Raw genomic sequence first — 21,520 nt, forward strand, 5'->3', positions numbered from 1 at the left:
CATTTCAGGTTCATGCAAGTGATTCAGGGGCTCATCCTGCTCTGCGAAAAAAGCAGAACGGGTGCACAACCACATGAGCACGTCGTGTACCGGCACCTGATAGTTCCGGGAAACGTCCAGCAATGCGTTGATTACTTGCAGGACCTCACCGGTGCCGGCATCGAATTGAAATGCGGGGCAGCGTTAGATGCCACCGTGGTGATGGCCGAGCAGGCGGCCCGCGCGGATCAGCTCGACCTCCGTCTCCGTGGCGTCGACAAAGGTGTGCTCGGACTCGATGCGACGCCACCAATAGCGCTCCGCTTCCACCGCCCGCGCGTACTTGGGGCTCATTCCCTCGGAGCCCGCTGTTTAGGTGTCAGGCACGTTCCACCTCTAACGCTGCCAGTGCCTCGTCGGTTCGACCGCGCCGGACCAGGTCGATGAGTCGAGCGCCTTCCAAAACGTCGTTGGACCCGTGCATCCACTTTTCCGCCGTCTCATGCGGCCATATCTGGCGGGCGAGTGCCAACACCTTCTGCACCCGCTCCTGCTTGTTGGCCTCGGTTTCCATGGAACCAGTGTGACCGGTAGGCACGGCGGCCGCTACGGTACCCGGCACCCAAGACGAGGTGGGCGCCAGTCGCCCAACCGAGCCAGTACGGCGCGCGCCACGATGAAGCGGTGGCGGTCAGGAACAGGTGTCGCACTGCCCGGACATGGGCAGTACCGTTCCGCACCCCGGGCACGTCGCCTCAGGCATCGGAGTCCGCTTTGACGTGTTGCGCTCATCTCGGTTCAGCAGCGCGCCGTACTCCCGCGTGGGTGTCGGTCGCGCTTCCGGCGGGACCTCGGCGCCGAAGTGCCGATAGCACTTGAGCCGCTCCTGGGCTGCGACCCACTCTACGACTTTGGGCTCTTGTGTGGGTGGAAGGCCGATCTTGGGGAGCCACGCGCTGAAACCGGGGCCGACCATCCCGGACTTCTTCTGCACGACTAACGCGGGCAAGGCCGGCAGGCCCATGGTGTCGCAGTAGTCCAGAACCATGCCCAGAACATGCCTGATCCAGTAGTCCAACCGCTGATCAGTGCGAACGTTGGTGCGCTCGAATAGATACTCCGCGAGTTCCCCGTAGGAGATGTAGTCGCCGTAGTGAGAGGCGACGTCCTCGAGCTTCGGCACCGTCGCCTCGGCCCAGGTGCCCAATTTCCACTGGTGCGGGGTATGACCGCGCGGAAAGCGATAGCCCGACGACGTACTGCCCATGCCCGGTTCCTCCTGTGTGTGCGAGGCGTCAGCTCTCAACCTAACTAACCAGGAGGATTGGTCTTTGCAGTGGCACACTCAGTCGGTCCGAGACTCAGTTCTATGGGCGGCTGAGGACGTGCTGGAGCTCGTTGGATAGCTCAAGCAGCACACGCTCCTCTTCGAAGCTATACGGCACCTCTTGTTGGAGCACCTCGACGCGCATGGTTCCGAGCGGATTATGCCCTCGCCGTCCCCGCCGCTTCTCCTGAACGTCGGGCACCGATCGCGCACTCCCCTCCCCCTCAATAGCTGATGATCCAGCGACGACCTCAGGGTCCGGTGCATGGTCGGAGCACAAATCCTCTGCAACGATGCGCCGGGCGAGCACGGCATTGACGTCGGCGAGCAACTGGTTATCACCGAACCGGAACTCATGTTGCCTGGCCAGGTGCACGAGGATGAGCATCTTGATTTGCAACTGGTGGCATTCCCGGGCATCGAGGGCCTGATCGATCGCTCTGGCCAGTAACTCCCACTGCCGTACGCGTCTTTCGGAGCGCCGCCTCAACGTGTGAGTACGCCAGAAGAAGTAGGCGGCAGCCATCAGCGCGAGCGAGGTCCCGGCCCAGGCCAGGACATTGAGATAGTCCAGCCACCACAGCAGCTCAACGACAGGAGGATCCATCCGGATGTTCATTCAGTTAGCCCTTCCCGCAACGTTGACAGACGGGGGATGTAGAGGGCTGGTGTGCTCCCAGCTCGTGGAGATCGTCGAGCACGGCCGACAGCCAGGCCTGCTCATTCTTCGGCAGTCCCCCGGCCGTAGCGAGGTGCCTCAGCGAACGCCAGGCCCATTGCTGCCCAGACGACGCCGGGGCCACGACCGCCTCCAGCGCGGACGACACGCGCTTGTTCCAGAGGTACAAGCGATAGAAGCGGTAGACGAACAAGGCCGCGACGGCCCAAGACAGCGCGGTGAGGAAAGACATGAGGCTCGGGTGTTCAGCCAAGCGGTCGACCCCTTCCCAGAAACTGTCCAGAGCCACGACCACCCAGGGCACGCCGGCCACGTACAGCAGGGTGAGGAGCACGATCACCGCGAGCGGCACGAGCAACCCCTTGCTGGCCAGGAGAGGGCGGGGCTTGACGGATGTGGTCATCGAGGGTGCTCCATTCGTTCAGAGACCCGCCACAGCGGCTGGTCGCACAAATGCACTCGGTCGGTGCCGACGGTCGTGGTCACTGTCTCATATGTGCGGACACTGACTGATGAACATCAGTCTCCTCATGATGTCCATCTTCTCGGAGCTCGATCAGTGGACGACAACGCTGCGTGAATGTGTCTGGCGGTAGTTGGGAAGCGTGCTGGGAATTCCTCGGCCAGCGGGGCGGCTCTCATCAGCGCTGGTGCCGTCGCGGCGGACAGTGGTTAGTGTGGCATCGCTTATCGTGGCGGGCTACCCGTTTGGTCGAGGGAAGCTACGCACAGCACTTCGGAGACCTAGGGACGAGTGCCTGCGAAGGACCGGCCTGAACTAGGCCCATGCTGGAGACTCTGCGTCAGCAGAGGGCTCTTCCCCGCCCTGGTTTTGGCTGTCCCATTTCGCTTGCGCGTGTCCCAACCCTGCCGTCCCCGGGTGAGCTTCCGTTGTCCTCGTGCCACGCGGTCCTCGGGAGCACATTCGGTGCAACCGCCCGCTCGGCGGCGGTTCGCCACCGTAGCAGATTGGGTGTGGCCGAACCGGCAGGTCCACGACCAGGGGCGGTTGGTCGCCACGGTCTGAGATGGCTTCGTCGGGTTGAGGATTGGATCCCAGTCTTTCACCAGACCTGGTTCCTTGGTCGCGAGGTCGTTGACACCGGCAAGGAGTAGGCGGCCTGTGTCCACAGGGCAGTTGATCTTCTTCTGATGGCATCTGTATGTGATGGTTTCTTGGAAATCGTGTCGATCCTGGCACTGCCACCAGACCGTCACCTCGCTGCCTGTCTTGACCATGGAGGGGGTGAGGTCGCCGTTGCGGGTTGGGTGCCACCACGCGGCGATGTCGGGCCTAAGGGTCGCCAGATCGTTGGTGCCAGGAATCAGTATGCGGCCGATGCACTTCTGGCAGCGACCGCCCGTTTCGACCAGCTTGGCGGGGGTGCGCGTGAAGGGGTGCCCCTGGGCGCACCGTAGATGAATCTTCAGTTTGGAGTTGCCGGCAGAGACGTTGGTCGGTTCAAGTTCTCCGTTGTCCTCGTGGTCCCACAGGGCTGCCAGTTCCGGGTGGGTCGTGGCCAAGTCGTTGTAGCCAGCTTGGACTGCTTTGCCGGCACAACCGGGACAGCCGGTTCCATGTTTGGTGCGGTTGGTGATGTAAGCCCGATATCGGTGGCCCTTGTCATCGATCCACCCGACCTTCTTGTTGGTCCCGGGCGAAACCATGAACGGCGTCAGATCCCCGTTGGCGTCATGGTCCCATTCGGCGCGGAGACGGGGAAAAACGTCACCGAGCGAGTTCAAGCCCGCCACAACACGTTGACCGGAGCAAATGGAACAGTGAAATGCTTCGCCCGTATACCGGCGGGCATGTCCCTTGGAGGTGCGCTGGACGTGTCCGTTGTCGCATATCAACAACAGCGCCCCGCCCGTTGCTGGTCGGGAGACCACGTAACGGTTCTCCCACCACCGGTCGTCGTCTCGTCCGGCGGTACGCAGGCAATCCATGGATCGGTAGAACGGTTCCATCGGGTATCGGATAGCTGACAGATCTAGGCCGGCCTCGGGGAGGAGGGCTGGTTCGAAGGCATCCACGGCAGCTTCACCGTGAAGGACGCTGCGCACCCACACGGCCGTGGGCCTCAGGAGCAGCCACACCTGATCGCACAGTTCCGGGGTGCGCTGCGGCACCCTGGCCTCCAACATGGTGGAAAGCCGCGCGTATCGATCCGCGAACGGCACCGTCTCGTCCAGCACGACTGCCTGCACTTCGGGGTCGATGACGGACGCCAGGACAGCGGCAACCCACGAGAGGTCTCCGGGACGGGCTACACCGTGGTGCTCTGCCCCACGGGCGGACCCCACTCGGCGTACCACCTCCTCGACCAACCGTGCGGTGATGCGTCCCTTGCTGTAGAGATCAGCGATCTGCAGATCCGCCTCGACGACCTCCGGCGGTACCCGATGTGCAGTCCACTCACCCGGTGGGTGCGGCGTATAGGTCGACGGTCGTTTGGGCGAGGGACCGGGGGCAACCCATCGGTGATGTGCTGAGCAGGTGTACCTGTGGCCATCCCACACATGCTCGGCTCCCGGGTCTCCGACGCACTCAGCACACAGGTGCGCCGAAAAAGACCCCTTGTCCATCGGGGAGCTAAGCGTTCCAGGCTCCAATTGGCACAACGTCTGACACAAGGTGACCATCCGTTCCGTGACCTGAGCCGGGGCGGCACGGGTGCCCAATACACGCGAAACGTCGGCGTACGCGAGGTGGCTGATGACGCCCCTGGTCGCATGTAATCTCCGCTCCAGGCGGTGAGCGAAGCTGTAGACAGTCTCCCCCGGCCACCCCGCCAGACGCAGAGCTGGCGGCAAGGGACGATTCAGGTCAACCTGCATCAAGGAGCTTCTTCCGCTTACGGGCTCCAGGTAGTGGAGCTGGCTCGTCGACGCCTACATGGCCCACCTCGGCGGCATAGTCCCTCACGGACTGTTTCAGCAGATCTGGGGTCAAGGATTCATTGCCGGGGTCGTCAGCGAGGATCAGCTGGGCAGCTGCGTCGACCATCACGGCTTTGAGCGTGCCGATGTTTCCGCCGGTGTACCCGTGGAGCCATTCGGCTTCGGCGCCCACCACCTCCGGCCTCGTGGCATACAGCGGGAGGGCTCTGGCGAAGGCGCCGACGATGTTCGCCCACTCCCCTGCCTGCTCAGTGGTCAGCGTGCCGGTGAAATCGCTGACTTTGACGTTGAACACTCGACGTCTCAGTTGCAGGCCTGCGTCCCCGAACAGCAGTCCCGATCCTGTGAGGTTGAGTCCTGAGTAGACGATAGTGCCCTCGAAGTAGTTCGTCAGGTCTTTCAGATTGTTCACCGCCGGGCGGGCGGTGGACTCGGCGCCGTTGAGCATCTGCACCTCGTCCAGGACGATCATCTTCGTGCCGACCGCGGGCAGGGCTTCCTGCAGCATGGCCGCCAGCTCCGTCTCGGTGTCGGACTTCTTGAACGGCAGAGCCAGGAACCGGGCGATCCGTTGCAGAGTTCCTTTGATGGTGCGGGTCGCCGGGATGGAGACGTACACCGCCGGTACGGCGCCCGCCAGAAGAGCACCGGGATGTTCCTTCTCGTACTGGGACAGGTAGTACTTGATCAGTGCTAGGCAGGCGGTGGACTTGCCCGAGGACGCCGGGGCGGAGAGCATCACACCGCGGCGCCCGATGAGTGAGCCCTCGTTCATCATCTCGACCTTCGTGAACAACGCGATCAGCTCACGGATCGTGCCGGTGGTGATGATCATTTGCCCCGCCATGAACCTGATGCGGGCCTTGTTGAACGCCAGCCTCTCGTCGATCCCGAGACCGTCGTATTCATCCCGGTCCAGCATGGTGAACCGGTCCTGGTGGGGTCCGAGCAGCCGGTTCAGAGACTCCCACTGCATGAGGGAGTGGTCTTCCTCGATGGGCCCGGGGACCGGGGGTGGGGCGCTCTGGGACATCTCGGTCAGCGTTCGTCAGAGTCCGGTCCGGCCTTGAGGCGCTTCCGGGTCGACCGGCCCTGGTGTGCTCGTCCCATCGTTTTGAGGGGCCGTGGCGGACGGGCCTGGCTCGGCAGAGTCGGTGCCCCCGTGGTGCGGGGGGACAGCGTTGATGACGGTGTCCGGATCGAACAGGTCATACGCACCAGTGTCGCTCACGCCGGCCCACACGTGCGAGGGGTCGGCCGGGCCTACGACCGTCGTGGATGTGGGACGGGGCATTCCCTGCTCCACAGCCAGTCTTTCCCTGGCCTCCCGCTTCTCGGCGTCGCGGAACTCCTTCTCCGCTGCCGCAAAAGCACCCCTCACCAGACGCCTGGACAGGGCATGGGCGTCCTTCTTGGCTATCTGGTAACCCATCTGCGCGATGTTCTCCGCGGCCTCGCGGGTCGCGCGTTCGAACGGCGCGTCGAACGCCCCGGAGTTCACCCACGGACACTCGATGTACGATCCCGCATCCGGAAAGCCCGGCAAGTCCGGGACGTGGAGCCAGACCACCGCCGGGTTGTTCGGGTCGTAGTGGACCTCCCACTGGTCGCCAGCCAGCTTGTTCCCGGAGGGTTGTCCCCGGTACGAGTCCACAGCTGGGCTGTCGTAGCGACGGTAATTGATCGTGATCCCCCTGCGTCCGAGCACCCGGTCCACGGAGGGCAACAGCGCGATGTAGGTGCTCTCACTGATGGGGCGGAACAAGCAACCTGTTCTGTAGGTCAGAGCCTCATACATGGTGTTGGGGCTGTAACGGAGGCCGGAGTGCGCAGGGTTGACCAGCGCGTCGGTCTCCAAATTGTTCCACACGTGGCGGATCCACAGGTCCAGGACATAGGCCAGGGTGTGGACGCTGATCAGGTCCGACCGTTTCTCGATGTCGTCCCCACGGTTGCCCGGGTCTCCCCCGGTGAATCCGGGCAGGTAGCGGACGAACATGTCTTTGACCGTACGGTGGGATCGCTCCACCTCGGGCTTGTCCGTGCCGGTTTCCGGGGCCGCGTCGGTGGTGTCGATGCAGAAGCGGTGGCAGGCGGCGTGGAAGACGTTCGACTGGTATTCCCTGCCGTTGTCCATCATGATGCGCGAGGGCACGATGAGCGGCCGGCCGGTGTCCTTGCCCTCAAGCTCGGCTTCGATCAGCGCCTTGGCCCACGGCATTCTGCGCAACTCGTTGAGGTCGAACGGCAGGTTCGGTCCTGGCCGCAGCTCGGGAATCGTCAAGGTCTTCGCCAGCAGGTACGCCAGATCAACACCCCGGAGGCCGTCGGTGACCATGGAGGCGGGAATGCAGTGGGTGGCCTTGTCGATAAATGTCGTCAGGGTTGGACGAAACGGTTGGCCGTTGTCCCCACGCACCATGACGTCCAGCAAGGTGGAGTCGATCTGGAACTCCTCACCTGGAGCGTAAGCAGGTCGACCTTTTTGGTAGCCCTTTCGGGCGCTCTCATTCGTGCGGCGATTGATCGCGCTTCCAGTGGTATATCGGCCATGGGTGATGATCTTGAGTTTCCGGCGAAGGGTCTGATCCGAGGGCAACCGATCCAATTCGTCGGGGTGCTTGTCCGCCCACTCGCCACGGATGTCAGCAATCAGCTGCTGCGTGGAAGCGGTCGACTCGTCCTTCGCCGCATTCACCCGTCGGACCATCAGCGAGTACAAGCGGGGGTCGATGTTATCGAACGGGCTTCGGACACGGATGGATCGGCCGTCCACAAGAGCTGTTGTGTCCTGGCTTTTCAACTTGCGGACAAGCTTTTTCAAGTTCGAGCGAGACGTCCCGCGGAGTTTCAACGGGGCCAGCTCCGCGGCCTTGCGGTCCAGGCGCTCAGCCTGGGTCGTGGTCGCCGGGTCGTATTCCGGGCGGTAGGTCTTAGCGTCGAGCGGCTTGCCGTATGCGATTTCCTCGACGTGGGGAGTCAACAAATCTTTTCTGGCCTGCTGCAACGGCTGTAGTTTCTTCTCGGCGGCCCGGACGGCATCGACGTTGTCCATTGGGATCTCCGACAATCCCGACCGACGCATCACCGCCGCATACGTCATCGTCAACGTCTCACCGGTGAGCGTGTTGAACAGCGCCAGGTCGGAGCCCTGGCGGCCCTCCACCAGATAGTCGATACCGTCCATGGTGATGGGCCGCGCAGGGTCCAGCCGTAGCGGATTGTCGTGCATCGCGTTCAGGCCTTCCAGACCAGGGTGTCATCGTCCAGCGGCACAGTCCGGTCGTAGCCCAGCACCCGGGTGAACATCAGGTGCTGGATGGCCGGAAGATACCGCCATTCGGGGTCAAGGCAGAGCCGGCGGGCCAGGTCCATCACTGCGATGGGCTCGGCGGCGGTTTCTAGGATCCGTGTGAGGAGGACGGCGTCCGGGGCTTCGAAGTGATGACGGTACCGGCCCAACCTCTCCAAATTGGACTGCTGGAATCCTGGTAGAGATTCGATCACGGTGTAGCCCAAGCCGGCCTGTTCGCACAGGTGGGCGCTGCGATTGAACTTATCTATGTCGTGGAGGTCGGTGAACTGCAGATCACGGACGTCCACGACTATGGTGGCCCCCTCAGGAGTGCGCAAAGCGTAGTCGGGATAGTGGTACACATCGCCTCGAAGCAGGAAGCAGCACGGTTGGGAGGCGATCGAGGCGATGGACATCGTGTGTTCAATTTGAAGGAGCGCCGAACGTTCAACCATGGATTCGTGCCACACCTCTTGGCGGGTCTGGCCGACGATGTAGCGCCCTTCATGGTGGGCCCTCAGCGGATACTTGGGACCGATCCGGATAGGCACGGCGCGGGTCAGGTCACCGCTGAAGGAATTCCTTCCGTCCACCACATATTTCTGTGGGCCCCCCATCGGAGCGGGATAGTGCCATCGGATTTCTTCCAGACCGTCCTTGATGCGCACTCCCTGGTACGGGTGTGAAGACCGCGCCTGGTTCTTGCCGGACTGCGGGAACACGCCATGGGGATCCCAGTCCAGAGGCACTTCTCCGCCAAGACGGTGCATTGCGGCCCACCTTCGGCGCCGACCACGGCGCCAGCGACTGAGCGTGATAACCCGTCCCCAGCCTCGGGACAAGTCGGTTGGTGACATCATGCCTCAAATGCGGTAGTGCACACCACAGTCGCTGCTGGACTCGACCTCGGTTCAGGCCTCCAGGACCCGCGCCAGCTGTGGCCAATGTGGCCATCGCCCGGGGGCTGGCCGGATGGTGCTGGCCGATGGGCCGTCATGGATGAGGTCACTGACGGACAGGCCCAGGCCCCACGAGCCGGCCCGTGAGTGGTCCTGGGAGGCAGCGCGTGGAGCGACTCACGCCACTACTATGGGCAGCCCCATGACGGTCACACCGCAAGGCGACGCTCGATGCTACAAGCGCGGTCCGCTCCAGCCGAATACCGTCCTGCGGTAGCCAACCCGCGAATATCGTCTAGGACGGGTATCCCCTCTGTGGTGATGTGCTTTGCCAGGTCGGGCGCCTCCCCGATGCGGTATCCAGGATGGGCTTGCCGTCAGTAGCATCGTCACCTGAACGCCGTGCCTCTCAACGGTGCAACAGTGGCCAGGATTGGCACGGTTCTATCGGTTTCCTAATTTTCAGCCCTTGATACTCGTGGGATTCACGAGGGGCTTCACGACCTTGTCAGCAAGCCATCCCTCGAACAGCGTGGCCAGCACAGCATTCAAGGCATCTTGGGGAGACTCTGCCTCAAAGACCCCGCTCAACCACATAAGAATGACGCACTGGGTGACGTACATCGTGACCTTCCAGGCGAGGACCACCTCGTCTCGCTTGGCCTGATCCCAGGCGACAAGTCCGTCCACCGAGTCCCGCACTGCCAAGGAAAACCCAGGGGCCTCCTTGGCGACGTACTCCACAGCATCGTCGACGACCTCGGTGTTGACCCAGCCCTCACGGATGGCCTCGGCGATTTTCGCGGTTACGGAAGCCGCGAACTCCGGTTGAATGGAAACAGTTGGAAGGAGCTGTTGAATCGACTTCGCGTACTGCTGGCCAACCGATTCCATAAATCCCAGAGGAGCCGCTGCCTCCAGAGCTCTGTGCAACGCGCTGTTTTGAACCTCGTAAATGTGAGCCAGAGTATCGCCAATGTCAGACCAACGGGCGATGCCCTCCTGGTACTGAGTCACCGCTTCCAGCACCGGGTTACTCAGTTGCCACTGCTTCTGCCACTTCGCCTGGAATTCGGCGATCTGCATCCCGATTGAATGCATGTCAGCTTGGTGGGCCAAGCGTTCCTGGAAGCGGTTCACGCCGTTCTGATTCATGCTCTGCCAGGCGTAGGTCCGCTCCGTCATCTCGCGCAGTCGATGTTGCCCTGCCGGTTCACCGCTGAAGTATTTCAAGGTGGGTCCCTTCTCCACGCGGCGGATGTTTGCTCATGAGGGCGTAGGCGGTTCCGTAAGTTGATGACCGAAGCACTATTAGCACTTCGGTCTAGAAAAATCATGCCCCTCGCGCAACGCCCCGCATCAGCAAGTCGATATACCGCTTCAAAGGCGTGCGGCAGGCCTGACATGCTTATGCACATCTACGGCCTGCCGCACTGACAACTCCAGGACCAAAGGACCGGACAGAATGTCAGGGGACCAATTATGTTGTCAAAAGGTCCAAGTAGCTTGTCAATTTACACGGGATCAGAAGTCCCAGTCCTCGTCCTCCGTGTTCACGGCCTTGCCGATCACGTAGGAGGAGCCCGAGCCGGAGAAGAAGTCGTGGTTCTCGTCGGCGTTCGGGGACAGCGCGGACAGGATGGCCGCCGAGACGTCCGTCATCTCCTTGGGGAACAGCGCCTCGAAGCCCAGGTTGTTCAGGGCCTTGTTGGCGTTGTAGTGCAGGAACTTCTTGACGTCCTCGGTCCACCCGACACCGTCGTAGAGGGACTCGGTGTAGCGCACCTCGTTCTCGTAGAGCTCCTCGAGCAGCTCGTAGGTGTAGAGCTTCAGCTCGTCCTGGCGCTCCTGGGACTCCAGGGCCATGGCCCGCTGGAACTTGTAGCCGATGTAGTAGCCGTGCACGGCCTCGTCACGGATGATGAGGCGCACCAGGTCGGCCGTGTTCGTCAGCTTGGCCCGGGAGGACCAGTACATGGGCAGGTAGAACCCGGAGTAGAAGAGGAAGGACTCGAGCAGGGTCGAGGCCACCTTCTTCTTCAGCGGGTCGTCGCCCTTGTAGTACTTGATGATGATGTCGGCCTTCTTCTGCAGGTACGGGTTCTCCCGTGACCAGCGGAAGACGTCGTCGATCTCCTTCATGGAGGACAGCGTCGAGAAGATGGAGGAGTAGGACTTCGCGTGCACCGACTCCATGAACGCGATGTTGGTGTACACCGCCTCCTCGTGCAGGGTGACGGCGTCCGGGATCAGGGAGACGGCGCCCACGGTGCCCTGGATGGTGTCCAGCAGCGTGAGACCGGTGAACACCCGCATGGTGAGCTGCTGCTCCTCCGCGGTGAGGGTCTTCCACGAGGAGACGTCGTTGGAGATCGGCACCTTCTCGGGCAGCCAGAAGTTCGCGGTCAGCCGGTCCCAGACCTCGTCGTCCTTCGGGTCCTCGATCCGGTTCCAGTTGATGGCCTGGGCCTGGTGGTGGAGCAGCTGCACCTTGTCGATGCTCTCGCTCTTCTCCAGAGTCATGATCTGTCTCTTCCTCGAACGGGGTGGACCCCCGCGCGCGTCCTGCGGACGCGCGCGGGGAGTTGTGGGGTGGTCGCCGGGGCTCCGGCGGTCAGAGCATGCAGGAGACGCAGCCCTCGACCTCGGTGCCCTCCAGCGCCAGCTGGCGGATGCGGGAGTAGTACATCGTCTTGATGCCCTTGCGCCACGCGTAGATCTGCGCCCGGTTGATGTCCCGGGTGGTGGCCGTGTCCTTGAAGAACAGGGTCAGCGACAGGCCCTGGTCCACGTGCTGGGTGGCCGCGGCGTAGGTGTCGATGATCTTCTCGTAGCCGATCTCGTACGCGTCCTGGAAGTACTCCAGGTTCTCGTTGTTCATGAAGGGCGCCGGGTAGTACACGCGGCCCAGCTTGCCCTCCTTGCGGATCTCGATCTTCGAGGCGATCGGGTGGATCGAGGACGTCGAGTTGTTAATGTAGGAGATCGACCCGGTCGGCGGCACGGCCTGCAGGTTCTGGTTGTACATCCCGTGCTCCATGACCGAGGCCTTGAGCTGCTCCCAGTCCGCCCGGGTGGGGATGTGCACGCCCGCCTCGGCGAACAGCTCCCGCACCCGCCCGGTGGCCGGGACCCAGTCCCGGTCGGTGTACTTGGTGAAGTACTCCCCCGACGCGTACTGGGACCGCTCGAAGTCGGCGAACACCGCCCTGCGCTCCTTCGCGATCTCGTTCGACGCGCGGACCGCGTGGTACGTGACCGTGTAGAAGTAGATGTTCGTGAAGTCGAGGCCCTCCTCGGAGCCGTAGTGGATGTGCTCCTTGGCGAGGTAGCCGTGCAGGTTCATCTGCCCGAGGCCCACGGCGTGGGACATCTGGTTGCCGCGCTCGATCGAGGGCACCGAGGTGATGTCGGACATGTCCGACACCGCGGTGAGCCCGCGGATCGCGGTCTCCACGGACTGCCCGAAGTCCGGGGACTCCATGGTCAGCGCGATGTTGAGGGACCCGAGGTTGCAGGAGATGTCCTTGCCGACCTCGTCGTAGTTCAGGTCCTCGTGGTACGTGGACGGCTCGGAGACCTGGAGGATCTCGGAGCAGAGGTTGGACATGATGATCTTGCCGTCGATCGGGTTGGCCCGGTTCACCGTGTCCTCGAACATGACGTACGGGTAGCCGGACTCGAACTGGACCTCGGCGAGGGTCTGGAAGAACTCCCGGGCGTTGATCTTCTTCTTGGTGATCCGGCCGTCCGCGACCATCTCGTGGTACTTCTCGGACACGTTGACGTCGGAGAACGGCATGCCGTAGACCCGCTCCACGTCGTACGGGGAGAACAGGTACATGTCCTGGTTCTTCTTGGCCAGCTCGAACGTGATGTCCGGGATGACCACGCCCAGGGAGAGGGTCTTGATCCGGATCTTCTCGTCCGCGTTCTCCCGCTTGGTGTCCAGGAAGCTGTAGATGTCCGGGTGGTGGGCGTGCAGGTACACCGCGCCCGCGCCCTGGCGGGCGCCCAGCTGGTTGGCGTAGGAGAAGGAGTCCTCCAGCAGCTTCATGATGGGGATGATGCCCGAGGACTGGTTCTCGATCTTCTTGATCGGGGCCCCGGCCTCGCGGACGTTGGTCAGCGCGAACGCCACGCCGCCGCCGCGCTTGGACAGCTGCAGGGCGGAGTTGATCGACCGCCCGATGGACTCCATGTTGTCCTCGATGCGGAGCAGGAAGCAGGAGACGAGCTCGCCGCGCTGCTGCTTGCCCGCGTTGAGGAACGTGGGGGTCGCCGGCTGGAAGCGCCCGGAGATGATCTCGTCGACCAGCTGCGTGGCGAGCAGCTCGTTGCCGTCGGCGAGGTAGAGGGAGACCATGACCACACGGTCCTCGAAGCGCTCGAGGTAGCGCTGGCCGTCGAAGGTCTTCAGCGTGTAGGACGTGTAGAACTTGAACGCGCCCAGGAAGGTCTCGAAGCGGAACTTCCGGGAGTACGCCCGCTTGGAGAGCTCCTTGATGAACTCCATGCTGTACTTCGCCAGGACCTCGGGCTCGTAGTACTGGTGCGAGACCAGGTAGTCGAGCTTCTCCTCGAGGTCGTGGAAGAAGACGGTGTTGTTGTTCACGTGCTGCAGGAAGTACTGCCGGGCGGCCTGCCGGTCGGCGTCGAACTGGATGTGGCCGTCGGCGTCGTAGAGGTTCAGCAGGGCGTTGAGCTCGTGGTAGCCCAAGCCCCGGTACTTCTCGGGGACGCGCGTGTCCTCGTGGCCGGGCTCGACGCTCACGCCCGGAGCTGCGGAAATTGTCGCCAAAACTGTTCCAATCCTTGATTTACCTGGTGGACATCCTCGGGGGTGCCCATGAGTTCGAACTTGTAGAGGACGGGGACGCCGCACTTGGTCGCGATCTTGTCCGCGGCCAGGCAGAACGCCGACCCGAAGTTGGTGTTGCCCGCGCCGATGACGCCGCGCAGGAACCGCCGGTTGGTCTCCTTGTTGAGGAACTTCACGACCTGCGGCGGGACGGCCCCGCTGCCGTTGGGCCGCCCGTACGTCGGGGCGGCCAGCACGAAGGGCTCGGTGATCTCGGGGGGCTCCTCCCCGGTCAGAAGAGGAAGGCGCAGCACGCGGGCGTCGAGCTTCTCGACGAAGCGGTGCGTGTTGTTGGAGACCGAGGAGAAGTAGACCACCAGTGGGGCGTGGCTGTCCGGTGCCGCGGCGGTGTCGCCGTGGTCCTGCTGAGCGGTCCCGGGACGGGTGCCGGGGTGGTGCGTGCTCATTGCTTCCGCGCTCCGAAATGGGGTCGGTGGTGGATGGACCGGCGCGCCGCGGGGAAGCGGGCGGCGCCCCGGCCTCAGGCCGAGAGGAGGACGGCCAGGGAGGTGATCTTGTCCGGGCGGTAGCCGGACCAGTGCTCGGTCGCCGTCTCGACGACCGGGACCTGCTGGTAGCCGAGGGCCAGGACGTGGGCCAGGGCGGCCTCGTCCTCGGTGACGTCGACGACGTTGTACTCGATGCCCTTCTTGCTCAGGGCCCGGTAGGTGGCATTGCACTGGACGCAGGCCGGCTTGCTGTACACGGTCACGGACATCGCTGTTTCCCCTTGGTCGATCGGGTGGTTTGTGGGGGAGATCCGGGACTTCCGCAGGGTCTGCGGCGGTGTAGGGGTCTCTCCGGGTGGCTGATTTCAATACTACATCTAGTGCCAGGAAGGGGAAGCGACCCCTAGATGCAGTGGTGAGGGTTGTCCACAGCTCCTCTCTCGCTATCCCCAGAACCACCGCCGGCCATCCACAGGCGGCCTCCGCGGGGGGTCGCGGAATCCCGCCGCCGGGGTCCCGTTGTGCACAGGCTGTGCGCACCGCGGGACCCCCGGCCGGTGGACAGGATTAATTTTCGGACACGGCGTGTCGGGTCCGGCGGCGGGGCCGGCGCAGCCCGACCGCCGCGGCCGCGAGGCGGGCCCGCAGACCCCGGTAGGGCGGGTAGACGACCCGCAGCGTGTCGGGGGCGAGCGGCTTGTCCAGGACCGCGCGCGCGTGGGAGAACGTGGTGAACGAGAACTTCCCGTGGTAGGCGCCGGTGCCGCTCTCACCCACGCCGCCGAACGGCAGCTGGGGGCTGGTCAGGTGCAGCAGCGGGGCGTTGAAGGACAGTCCGCCGGAGGACGTGCGCCGGCGGAACAGCTCCTTCACCGAGCGCTCCTCGGAGAACACGTAGAGGGCCAGCGGCTTGTCCCCGGCGGTGATCAGCTCGACGGCGTGCTCCGCGGAGGCGACCGGGACCAGGGGCAGGACGGGACCGAAGAGCTCCTCGGCCATGAGCGGGCCGTCCGGGGCGGAGCGCACCACCGTGGGCGCGAGGTAGCGCTCCCCCGGCTCGGCGGTCCCGCCGCAGACGACGTCGTGGGCGGGGACCTGCTCCAGGAGCCCCACCAGCCGGTCGAGGTGGCGCGCGGTGACGATCCGCCCGTAGGAGTCGCTGCGGGACGGGTCCTCGCCGTAGTGCTCCTCCACGGCCCGCAGGAGCTCCGGTTCGAGGGCGGCGAGCGTCTCCGGGGTGCCGAGCACGTGGTCCGGGGCCACGCAGGTCTGGCCGGCGTTGAGGAACTTCCCCCACACGATCCGCCGGGCGGCGGTGCGCAGGTCGGTCGAGCCGTCCACCCAGACCGGGGACTTCCCGCCCAGCTCGAGGGTCACCGGGGTCAGGTGCCGGGCCGCGGCGGCCATCACGATCCGGGCCACCGTCCCGTTGCCGGTGTAGAAGACGTGGTCGAAGCGGTGCTCGAGCAGCCGCGTGGTCTCCGGCACGCCGCCCTCGACCACGCGCACGCAGTCCCCCAGGTAGCGCTCGAGCAGCTCGGCCAGCACCCCGGAGACGGTCGCGGAGACCTCGGAGGGCTTGACGACGACGGTGTTGCCGGCGGCGAGCGCTCCCGCCAGGGGGCTCAGGACGAGCTGGACGGGATAGTTCCACGGCGCCATCACGAGCACGGTCCCGAGCGGCTGGTGCTCCACGCGGGAGCGGGCCGGGGCGAGGCTCAGCGGGACGGGGACGCGGGCCGGGGTCATCCAGCGGCCGAGCTCCTTGCGGATGCCGGCGATCTCCTCGAGGGTGAAGCCGAGCTCGGTCAGCCACGCCTCCGCCGGGGGCTTGCCGAGGTCGGTGGCCAGCGCCTCCTCGAGCACCGTCCGGTTCTCCCGCACGAGGTCCTCGAGCCGGTGCAGCCGGTCCAGCCGGGTCGCGAGGTCGACGTCGGGCACGAAGGCCGCCCGGGCACCGGCGACGGCGGCGTCCACGGCCGGGAAGTCCGCCGAAGTGTCCGCCGGGACGTCTGCCGAGTCGTCTGCCGGTGCGGGGGCGGGGAGGGTGCTGCGGGTGCTGGTCATGGGTCCAGGGTAGGGCCCGGCTCGGACGCCGCAGCCCGCCGGGTCCCGACGGACGGTCCGGGGCGGGCCGCCGGCCGGAACAGACCTTCGGTCCGAGCAGGCCCGCGGTCGGAGCGGGTCGCCGGTCAGGGCGGGTCGGCGGTCAGAGCAGGCCGTGCTCCGCGAGCTGCCGCGAGATCGAGGCGCCGTCGTTGCCCTCGATCCACAGCGTGCCCTCGGGGATGGTGACCCGCCGCTCCTCGTTGACCAGCGGGGTGCCGGCCAGCACGGCCTCCGCCGGGGACAGGTTGCGGATCACGATGGCGGCCACGTGCTCGGGATAGCGGTGCACGAAGCCGCTGTAGATCTCGGGGTCGTGCTGGCCGTCGTCGCCGATGAGGATCCAGCGCACGTACGGGAAATTGCGGGCCAGCCGCTCGAGGTTCTGCACCTTGTGCGCGGCCCCGGCCCGGAACCACCGGTCCGTGGTGGGTCCCCAGTCGGTGAGCAGCAGGGCCCCGGCCGGGTAGGCGTTGCGCGTGAGGAAGCGGCGCAGGGTCGGCGCCACGTTCCACGCCCCCGTGGAGAGGTAGAGGAACGGCGCCTCGTGGTGGCGGTGCAGCAGCCGGTCCATCATGACCGCCATCCCGGGGGTGGGCGTGCGGGCGTGCTCGTTGAGCACGAACGAGTTCCAGGCGGCCAGCATGGGCCGGGGCAGGGCCGTGACCATGACGGTGTCGTCGATGTCGGAGACCACCCCGATGCGCTGCTCGTCGGCCACGACGAACACGCGGGACTCGACCGTCTCGGAGCCCTCCGTCTGCATCCACACGGTGTGCTCGCCGGGGGCCAGGGACACCTGCAGGTCGACGTCGACCACCCCGCCCTTGTCGGCCACCAGGTGGAACTCGAACTCGTCGATCCAGATGTTGACGTGGGCGAAGGCGATGGGCACGGAGGTGAACGAGCGCCAGCCGCGGATGGACTCGGCGCTCTCGTCGGTGGACTCGATCAGCCCCCGGGTCTTCAGCAGGGCCCGGCCCAGGACCCGCACGTGGTGCTCGGAGCCGTAGCCCTCGAAGGCCACCATGACCGGGATGTCCCCACGGGCCTCGGCGCGCCGCTGCCGAAACCGGTGGAGCCGCTGCTCGAGGCGGTAGCCCACGTTGATGGCTTCCTCGGCGACCTGGTCGACGGTCTGCTTGAGCTCCGAGCTGCTGGATTTCTTGGCCATGCGCCCAGTCTTCCACAGGGCACACCGCGGACACGGCGGCGCCCGCGGGGCGGGCCGCGCCGGAGGTCCGGTGCGGCCCGCCCCGCGGGCGGTCGGGGTCCGCGGACTAGTTCTTGATGTAGCCGTTGGGGTTGAGCACGTACTTGGTGGCCGCCCCGGCGTCGAACTCGGCGTAGCCCTGCGGCGCCTCCTCCAGCGGGATGGCCTTGGCGTTGACGGCCTTGGCGATCTGGATCCTGTCGTGCAGGATCGCCATCATCAGCTGCCGGTTGTACTTCATCACCGGGCACTGCCCCGTGGTGAAGGACAGCGACTTCGCCCATCCCGTGCCGAGGCTGATCGACAGGGACCCCTTCTTCGCGGCCTCGTCCACGGCTCCGGGATCCCCGGTGACGTAGAGGCCCGGAATGCCCAGCGCCCCGCCGGCGGCGGTGATGTCCATCAGGGAGTTGAGCACGGTGGCCGGGGCCTCGTGGGAGGCGTCCTTGCCGTGCCCACGGGCCTCGAAGCCGACGGCGTCCACGCCGCAGTCGACCTCCGGGACACCCAGGATCTGCTCGATCTGCTCGGCGGGCGAGCCCTTCGAGACGTCGACGGTCTCGCAGCCGAAGCTGCGGGCCTGGGCCAGCCGCTGCTCGTTCATGTCGCCCACGATCACCACCGCGGCTCCCAGCAGGTGCGCCGAGGCCGCCGCGGCCAGGCCCACCGGTCCGGCACCGGCGATGTAGACGGTCGAGCCCACGCCCACCCCGGCCGTCACCACGCCGTGGTAGCCGGTGGGCAGGATGTCGGAGAGCATGGTCAGGTCCATGATCTTCTCCAGGGCCTGGTCCCGGTCCGGGAACTTCAGCAGGTTCCAGTCCGCGTAGGGCACCAGCACGTACTCGGCCTGACCGCCGACCCAGCCGCCCATGTCCACGTAGCCGTAGGCGGAGCCCGGCCGGTCCGGGTTGACGTTGAGGCAGATGCCGGTCTTGCGCTCCTTGCAGTTGCGGCACCGGCCGCAGGAGATGTTGAACGGGACGGAGACGATGTCCCCGACCTTGATGAACTCGACGTCCGGCCCGCACTCGATGACCTCGCCCGTGATCTCGTGACCGAGGACCAGGTCCGTGGGGGCCGTGGTGCGCCCGCGCACCATGTGCTGGTCCGAGCCGCAGATGTTGGTGGCCACGGTCCGGAGGATGACCCCGTGCGGGACCTTCCGGCCGATGTTGGCCGGGTTGATCCCCGGCGCGTCCTTGAGATCGAACTCCGGGTACTCGGTGTCGATGACCTCGACCTTGCCGGGACCCTTGTAGGCGACCGCTCTGTTCCCTGCCATCATGACCTCTTCCGTGGTGGATGTCCGTCACGGGCGTCCACGGTGGGTCTCCACCGTCGACGCCCTTGTCCCCGACGGAACTCCCCACGCTATGGCCTCGAGCTCGCTGTGACCCGGGTCACGCAGGACGGCCGCCGGTGGTGCTGACGGTAACAGGACGCGTCAACGAACGGAAGGGAAGGAAGCTGAGAAAACGCGAAAGAGCCCGCCCCGCGTGATGCGGAACGGGCTCTTTCGTCCTGGTGGAGCTGAGGGGACTCGAACCCCTGACCCTTTGCATGCCATGCAAATGCGCTACCAGCTGCGCCACAGCCCCAGGTCGTTACCTCGGAGACATTATCACAACCTTGACGGGCTCCTTTTCAGTCACCCTTTTCCGGTTGTTCCAGCGCCTCGCTGGGCAACGCATTCATAGTAGACAGCCGATCAGGCTCCAGGCAAATCGTCGGTGGCGGGGGCCGCGGCGGTCCGGCCGGAGAGCGGTCCGAGGTCCACCACGGGGCTGTCCCGCCACAGCCGCTCGAGGGCGTAGAACGCCCGGTCCTCGTCGTGCTGCACGTGGATCACGACGTCGCCGTAGTCCAGGAGCACCCAGCGCCCCTCGGAGCGGCCCTCGCGGCGGATCGGGCGCAGCTCGAGGCGCTCGACGAGCTTCTCCTCGATCTCGTCGACCACGGCGTTGACGAGCCGCTCGTTGGAGGCGGAGGCGACGAGGAAGGCGTCGGTGATGCCCAGGGCCTCGCTGACGTCGAGGGCCACGATGTCGTGGGCCTGCTTGGCGTCCGCCGCGGCGGCCGCGACCTGGAGGATGGAGAGGGAGAGATCGTTGACAGTCAAGGAGGATCCTTTCCCGGCGAACCGGAGGTCCCGTCCCGTGGGGACGGTTGGAGTGGACGAGTCGTGCAGGTACGGGTGGTGCGGGAACGGTCGGTGCGGTGGAGCCGGCGGGGTGCTCAGAGCACGAACAGCACGAGCACGACGGCGAGGGCCGCGAGCACCGCCAGCAGCAGGAACCACCAGGCGCCGTTCGTGCGGCGGCGGTACTCCCGGGGCTCCAGCAGCTCGAGCCCCTCGGCGGTGCTGGCCGGCACGGGGGCGGCCGGCGGATCGTCCTCGGCCGCGGGCCACGACGCCGCGGGCCCGGACGGAACGGCCCCCGGCGGAGCCGGTGGGTCCTCCGCGTGCCCGTGCTCCTCGTGGTCACCGGCCGCGGCGGGCGCGACCGGCGTGGAGCCGTGGTGCTCGGGGGCCCGCGGCGCGACGATCTCGATGTGCGTGAGCGCCGCCAGGTCCTCCGGGGAGAGCCGGTTGCTGAACAGGGCCGGGTCGACGTGCACCGGGTCGTGGGACACGTGCCCGTCCGGCCCGTCCGGGCCGCCGCCGGGGAACACGACGGTGATCTGCTCGAGCGGATCCTGCGGGTCATCCGGCACCCCCGCGGGACGCGGGACCGCAGCGGGCTGCCCCGGGACGAGCGGTGCGGAGCCGGGCGCCGGGGCCTCCGGAGCCGCCACCGGCTCCCGGACCGCGGTGTCAGCGCCCGGGTCGGCCTGCGCGGCGCCGGCCTGGGCGGCGAGCTCCGCGAACCGGCGCTGCTTCTCGAGCAGCTCGGGGTCCGCCGGGCCGGCGCCGGCCTCCTCGAGCTCGCGGGCGCGCTCGGCCAGCTCGCGCTGCAGGCGGGCCAGCCGCCGCGGCCCGAGGGGCTTGACGGGGCGGACCGGCACGCCGTCCCCCCCGAGGTCGATGATGGGCGCCGGTCCGGAGGGCGGCGGCGCCGGGGCGCGGTCGGGGTCCGGTGCGGCGCCGTCCCGCACGTCGTCCTCGCCGGCCATCAGGGTGCCTTCGCCGAGACGCCGCGGGCGCCGACGTGGTCCGTCGTCGTCCCGTCCTCGGGTCCGAGGTAGAGGCCGTACTTGTTGATGTACTGCACCACGCCGTCGGGCACCAGGTACCAGACGGGCTTGTGCTCGGCCACGCGGGCGCGGCAGTCCGTGGAGGAGATCGCCATCGCGGGCACCTCGAGCAGGTTCACGCCGCTGGAGCCCACGGGCGCGGCCAGGTCGTGGCCCGGCCGGGTGACGCCGACGAAGTGCGCGAGCTGCCAGAGCTCCTCGGCGCCCTTCCACGTCAGGATCTCCGCCATGACGTCCGCACCCGTGATGAAGAACAGGTCCGCCTCCGGACGCTGCCGCTTCAGGTCCCGCAGGGTGTCGACCGTGAACGTGGGACCGTCGCGCTCGATGTCCACCCGGCTGACCGTGAACCGCGGGTTGGAGGCCGTGGCGATCACCGTCATGAGGTAGCGGTGCTCCGCGGGGCTCACCGCCCCGGCGGCCTTCTGCCAGGGGTGCCCGGTCGGGACGAACACGACCTCGTCGAGGTCGAACTCCCCCGCCACCTCGGACGCGGCCACGAGGTGGCCGTGGTGGATGGGGTCGAACGTCCCGCCCATGACGCCGAGCCGGGTGCGGCCCGGCCTCCGGGGCGGGACGGCCGTGCCCGTCAGGGGCAGGCCCCGGGTCC

General features: G+C 66.1%; 20 protein-coding genes and 1 tRNA gene. All 21 read right to left on the bottom strand.

Going from position 1 to position 21,520, the window contains the following annotated elements:
- Positions 1 to 183: 183 nt before the first annotated feature.
- Positions 184 to 333 carry a hypothetical protein gene (locus tag ACP7CD_RS00565; protein WP_426118388.1) on the bottom strand — a complete coding sequence of 50 codons (150 nt, stop codon included), beginning with the start codon at positions 331 to 333 and terminating at the stop codon, positions 184 to 186.
- Positions 334 to 358: 25 nt separating this feature from the next.
- On the bottom strand, positions 359 to 553 hold the full coding sequence (locus tag ACP7CD_RS00570; protein ID WP_426118390.1) for a hypothetical protein: 195 nt from the start codon (positions 551 to 553) through the stop codon (positions 359 to 361).
- 117 nt (positions 554 to 670) lie between these two features.
- Complete coding sequence (locus ACP7CD_RS00575) at positions 671 to 1,246, bottom strand: hypothetical protein (RefSeq protein WP_426118392.1); 576 nt, start codon at positions 1,244 to 1,246, stop codon at positions 671 to 673.
- A 100-nt stretch (positions 1,247 to 1,346) separates the two neighbouring features.
- Positions 1,347 to 1,925 (bottom strand): hypothetical protein, encoded by a 579-nt coding sequence (locus ACP7CD_RS00580; protein ID WP_426118394.1) that lies wholly within the window; start codon positions 1,923 to 1,925, stop codon positions 1,347 to 1,349.
- A gap of 4 nt (positions 1,926 to 1,929) precedes the next feature.
- Positions 1,930 to 2,388 (bottom strand): hypothetical protein, encoded by a 459-nt coding sequence (locus ACP7CD_RS00585; protein ID WP_426118396.1) that lies wholly within the window; start codon positions 2,386 to 2,388, stop codon positions 1,930 to 1,932.
- A gap of 341 nt (positions 2,389 to 2,729) precedes the next feature.
- Positions 2,730 to 4,184: a zinc-ribbon domain-containing protein gene (locus ACP7CD_RS00590; RefSeq protein ID WP_426118398.1), complete on the bottom strand. Its 1,455-nt coding sequence runs from the start codon at positions 4,182 to 4,184 to the stop codon at positions 2,730 to 2,732.
- Positions 4,185 to 4,815: 631 nt separating this feature from the next.
- A complete protein-coding gene (locus ACP7CD_RS00595; protein ID WP_426118400.1) occupies positions 4,816 to 5,865 on the bottom strand; it encodes a TniB family NTP-binding protein in 1,050 nt (349 codons plus the stop codon).
- Between the two features lie 72 nt (positions 5,866 to 5,937).
- Positions 5,938 to 8,121 carry a Mu transposase C-terminal domain-containing protein gene (locus tag ACP7CD_RS00600; protein WP_426118402.1) on the bottom strand — a complete coding sequence of 728 codons (2,184 nt, stop codon included), beginning with the start codon at positions 8,119 to 8,121 and terminating at the stop codon, positions 5,938 to 5,940.
- Positions 8,122 to 8,126: 5 nt separating this feature from the next.
- On the bottom strand, positions 8,127 to 8,954 hold the full coding sequence (locus ACP7CD_RS00605; RefSeq protein ID WP_426118404.1) for a TnsA-like heteromeric transposase endonuclease subunit: 828 nt from the start codon (positions 8,952 to 8,954) through the stop codon (positions 8,127 to 8,129).
- 591 nt (positions 8,955 to 9,545) lie between these two features.
- Positions 9,546 to 10,316 (bottom strand): hypothetical protein, encoded by a 771-nt coding sequence (locus tag ACP7CD_RS00610; RefSeq protein WP_426118406.1) that lies wholly within the window; start codon positions 10,314 to 10,316, stop codon positions 9,546 to 9,548.
- A gap of 291 nt (positions 10,317 to 10,607) precedes the next feature.
- Positions 10,608 to 11,606: a class 1b ribonucleoside-diphosphate reductase subunit beta gene (gene nrdF, locus ACP7CD_RS00615; RefSeq protein WP_426118408.1), complete on the bottom strand. Its 999-nt coding sequence runs from the start codon at positions 11,604 to 11,606 to the stop codon at positions 10,608 to 10,610.
- Between the two features lie 91 nt (positions 11,607 to 11,697).
- Complete coding sequence (nrdE, locus tag ACP7CD_RS00620) at positions 11,698 to 13,857, bottom strand: class 1b ribonucleoside-diphosphate reductase subunit alpha (protein ID WP_426118410.1); 2,160 nt, start codon at positions 13,855 to 13,857, stop codon at positions 11,698 to 11,700.
- Complete coding sequence (gene nrdI, locus ACP7CD_RS00625) at positions 13,854 to 14,351, bottom strand: class Ib ribonucleoside-diphosphate reductase assembly flavoprotein NrdI (protein WP_109222434.1); 498 nt, start codon at positions 14,349 to 14,351, stop codon at positions 13,854 to 13,856. Before nrdI ends, nrdE begins: the two co-directional genes overlap by 4 nt.
- A gap of 74 nt (positions 14,352 to 14,425) precedes the next feature.
- Positions 14,426 to 14,662 carry a glutaredoxin-like protein NrdH gene (gene nrdH / locus ACP7CD_RS00630; protein ID WP_109267973.1) on the bottom strand — a complete coding sequence of 79 codons (237 nt, stop codon included), beginning with the start codon at positions 14,660 to 14,662 and terminating at the stop codon, positions 14,426 to 14,428.
- Between the two features lie 298 nt (positions 14,663 to 14,960).
- Positions 14,961 to 16,460 carry an aldehyde dehydrogenase family protein gene (locus tag ACP7CD_RS00635; RefSeq protein WP_109267974.1) on the bottom strand — a complete coding sequence of 500 codons (1,500 nt, stop codon included), beginning with the start codon at positions 16,458 to 16,460 and terminating at the stop codon, positions 14,961 to 14,963.
- Positions 16,461 to 16,602: 142 nt separating this feature from the next.
- A complete protein-coding gene (locus tag ACP7CD_RS00640) occupies positions 16,603 to 17,673 on the bottom strand; it encodes an App1 family protein (RefSeq protein ID WP_426118414.1) in 1,071 nt (356 codons plus the stop codon).
- Positions 17,674 to 17,779: 106 nt separating this feature from the next.
- Positions 17,780 to 18,997, bottom strand: coding sequence for a formaldehyde dehydrogenase, glutathione-independent (gene fdhA, locus ACP7CD_RS00645; RefSeq protein WP_426118416.1), 1,218 nt, complete (start codon positions 18,995 to 18,997; stop codon positions 17,780 to 17,782).
- Positions 18,998 to 19,237: 240 nt separating this feature from the next.
- Positions 19,238 to 19,313 (bottom strand) — tRNA-Ala (locus tag ACP7CD_RS00650).
- 110 nt (positions 19,314 to 19,423) lie between these two features.
- Positions 19,424 to 19,834, bottom strand: a complete 411-nt coding sequence (gene rsfS, locus ACP7CD_RS00655) for a ribosome silencing factor (protein ID WP_017834607.1) — start codon at positions 19,832 to 19,834, stop codon at positions 19,424 to 19,426.
- 116 nt (positions 19,835 to 19,950) lie between these two features.
- The gene (locus tag ACP7CD_RS00660) at positions 19,951 to 20,829 is read right to left on the bottom strand and encodes a hypothetical protein (protein ID WP_426118418.1); all 879 of its coding nucleotides are present in this window, start codon (positions 20,827 to 20,829) and stop codon (positions 19,951 to 19,953) included.
- Positions 20,829 to 21,503 carry a nicotinate-nucleotide adenylyltransferase gene (gene nadD, locus ACP7CD_RS00665; RefSeq protein WP_306460803.1) on the bottom strand — a complete coding sequence of 225 codons (675 nt, stop codon included), beginning with the start codon at positions 21,501 to 21,503 and terminating at the stop codon, positions 20,829 to 20,831. Before nadD ends, ACP7CD_RS00660 begins: the two co-directional genes overlap by 1 nt.
- Positions 21,504 to 21,520: the final 17 nt, after the last annotated feature.

This window comes from Kocuria sp. LHG3120 (assembly GCF_049897445.1).
Taxonomy (GTDB): domain Bacteria; phylum Actinomycetota; class Actinomycetes; order Actinomycetales; family Micrococcaceae; genus Kocuria; species Kocuria rosea.

Bases quoted from the DNA above. Each gene is read 5' to 3' on its own strand.
- nrdH (WP_109267973.1), bottom strand. From the start codon at position 14,662: ATGTCCGTGACCGTGTACAGCAAGCCGGCCTGCGTCCAGTGCAATGCC.
- ACP7CD_RS00570 (WP_426118390.1), bottom strand. From the start codon at position 553: ATGGAAACCGAGGCCAACAAGCAGGAGCGGGTGCAGAAGGTGTTGGCA.
- ACP7CD_RS00575 (WP_426118392.1), bottom strand. From the start codon at position 1,246: ATGGGCAGTACGTCGTCGGGCTATCGCTTTCCGCGCGGTCATACCCCG.
- ACP7CD_RS00585 (WP_426118396.1), bottom strand. From the start codon at position 2,388: ATGACCACATCCGTCAAGCCCCGCCCTCTCCTGGCCAGCAAGGGGTTG.
- ACP7CD_RS00595 (WP_426118400.1), bottom strand. From the start codon at position 5,865: ATGCAGTGGGAGTCTCTGAACCGGCTGCTCGGACCCCACCAGGACCGG.
- ACP7CD_RS00660 (WP_426118418.1), bottom strand. From the start codon at position 20,829: ATGGCCGGCGAGGACGACGTGCGGGACGGCGCCGCACCGGACCCCGAC.
- ACP7CD_RS00635 (WP_109267974.1), bottom strand. From the start codon at position 16,460: ATGACCAGCACCCGCAGCACCCTCCCCGCCCCCGCACCGGCAGACGAC.
- nrdI (WP_109222434.1), bottom strand. From the start codon at position 14,351: ATGAGCACGCACCACCCCGGCACCCGTCCCGGGACCGCTCAGCAGGAC.
- nrdF (WP_426118408.1), bottom strand. From the start codon at position 11,606: ATGACTCTGGAGAAGAGCGAGAGCATCGACAAGGTGCAGCTGCTCCAC.
- ACP7CD_RS00640 (WP_426118414.1), bottom strand. From the start codon at position 17,673: ATGGCCAAGAAATCCAGCAGCTCGGAGCTCAAGCAGACCGTCGACCAG.
- ACP7CD_RS00565 (WP_426118388.1), bottom strand. From the start codon at position 333: ATGAGCCCCAAGTACGCGCGGGCGGTGGAAGCGGAGCGCTATTGGTGG.
- ACP7CD_RS00600 (WP_426118402.1), bottom strand. From the start codon at position 8,121: ATGCACGACAATCCGCTACGGCTGGACCCTGCGCGGCCCATCACCATG.
- fdhA (WP_426118416.1), bottom strand. From the start codon at position 18,997: ATGGCAGGGAACAGAGCGGTCGCCTACAAGGGTCCCGGCAAGGTCGAG.
- ACP7CD_RS00580 (WP_426118394.1), bottom strand. From the start codon at position 1,925: ATGAACATCCGGATGGATCCTCCTGTCGTTGAGCTGCTGTGGTGGCTG.
- ACP7CD_RS00605 (WP_426118404.1), bottom strand. From the start codon at position 8,954: ATGCACCGTCTTGGCGGAGAAGTGCCTCTGGACTGGGATCCCCATGGC.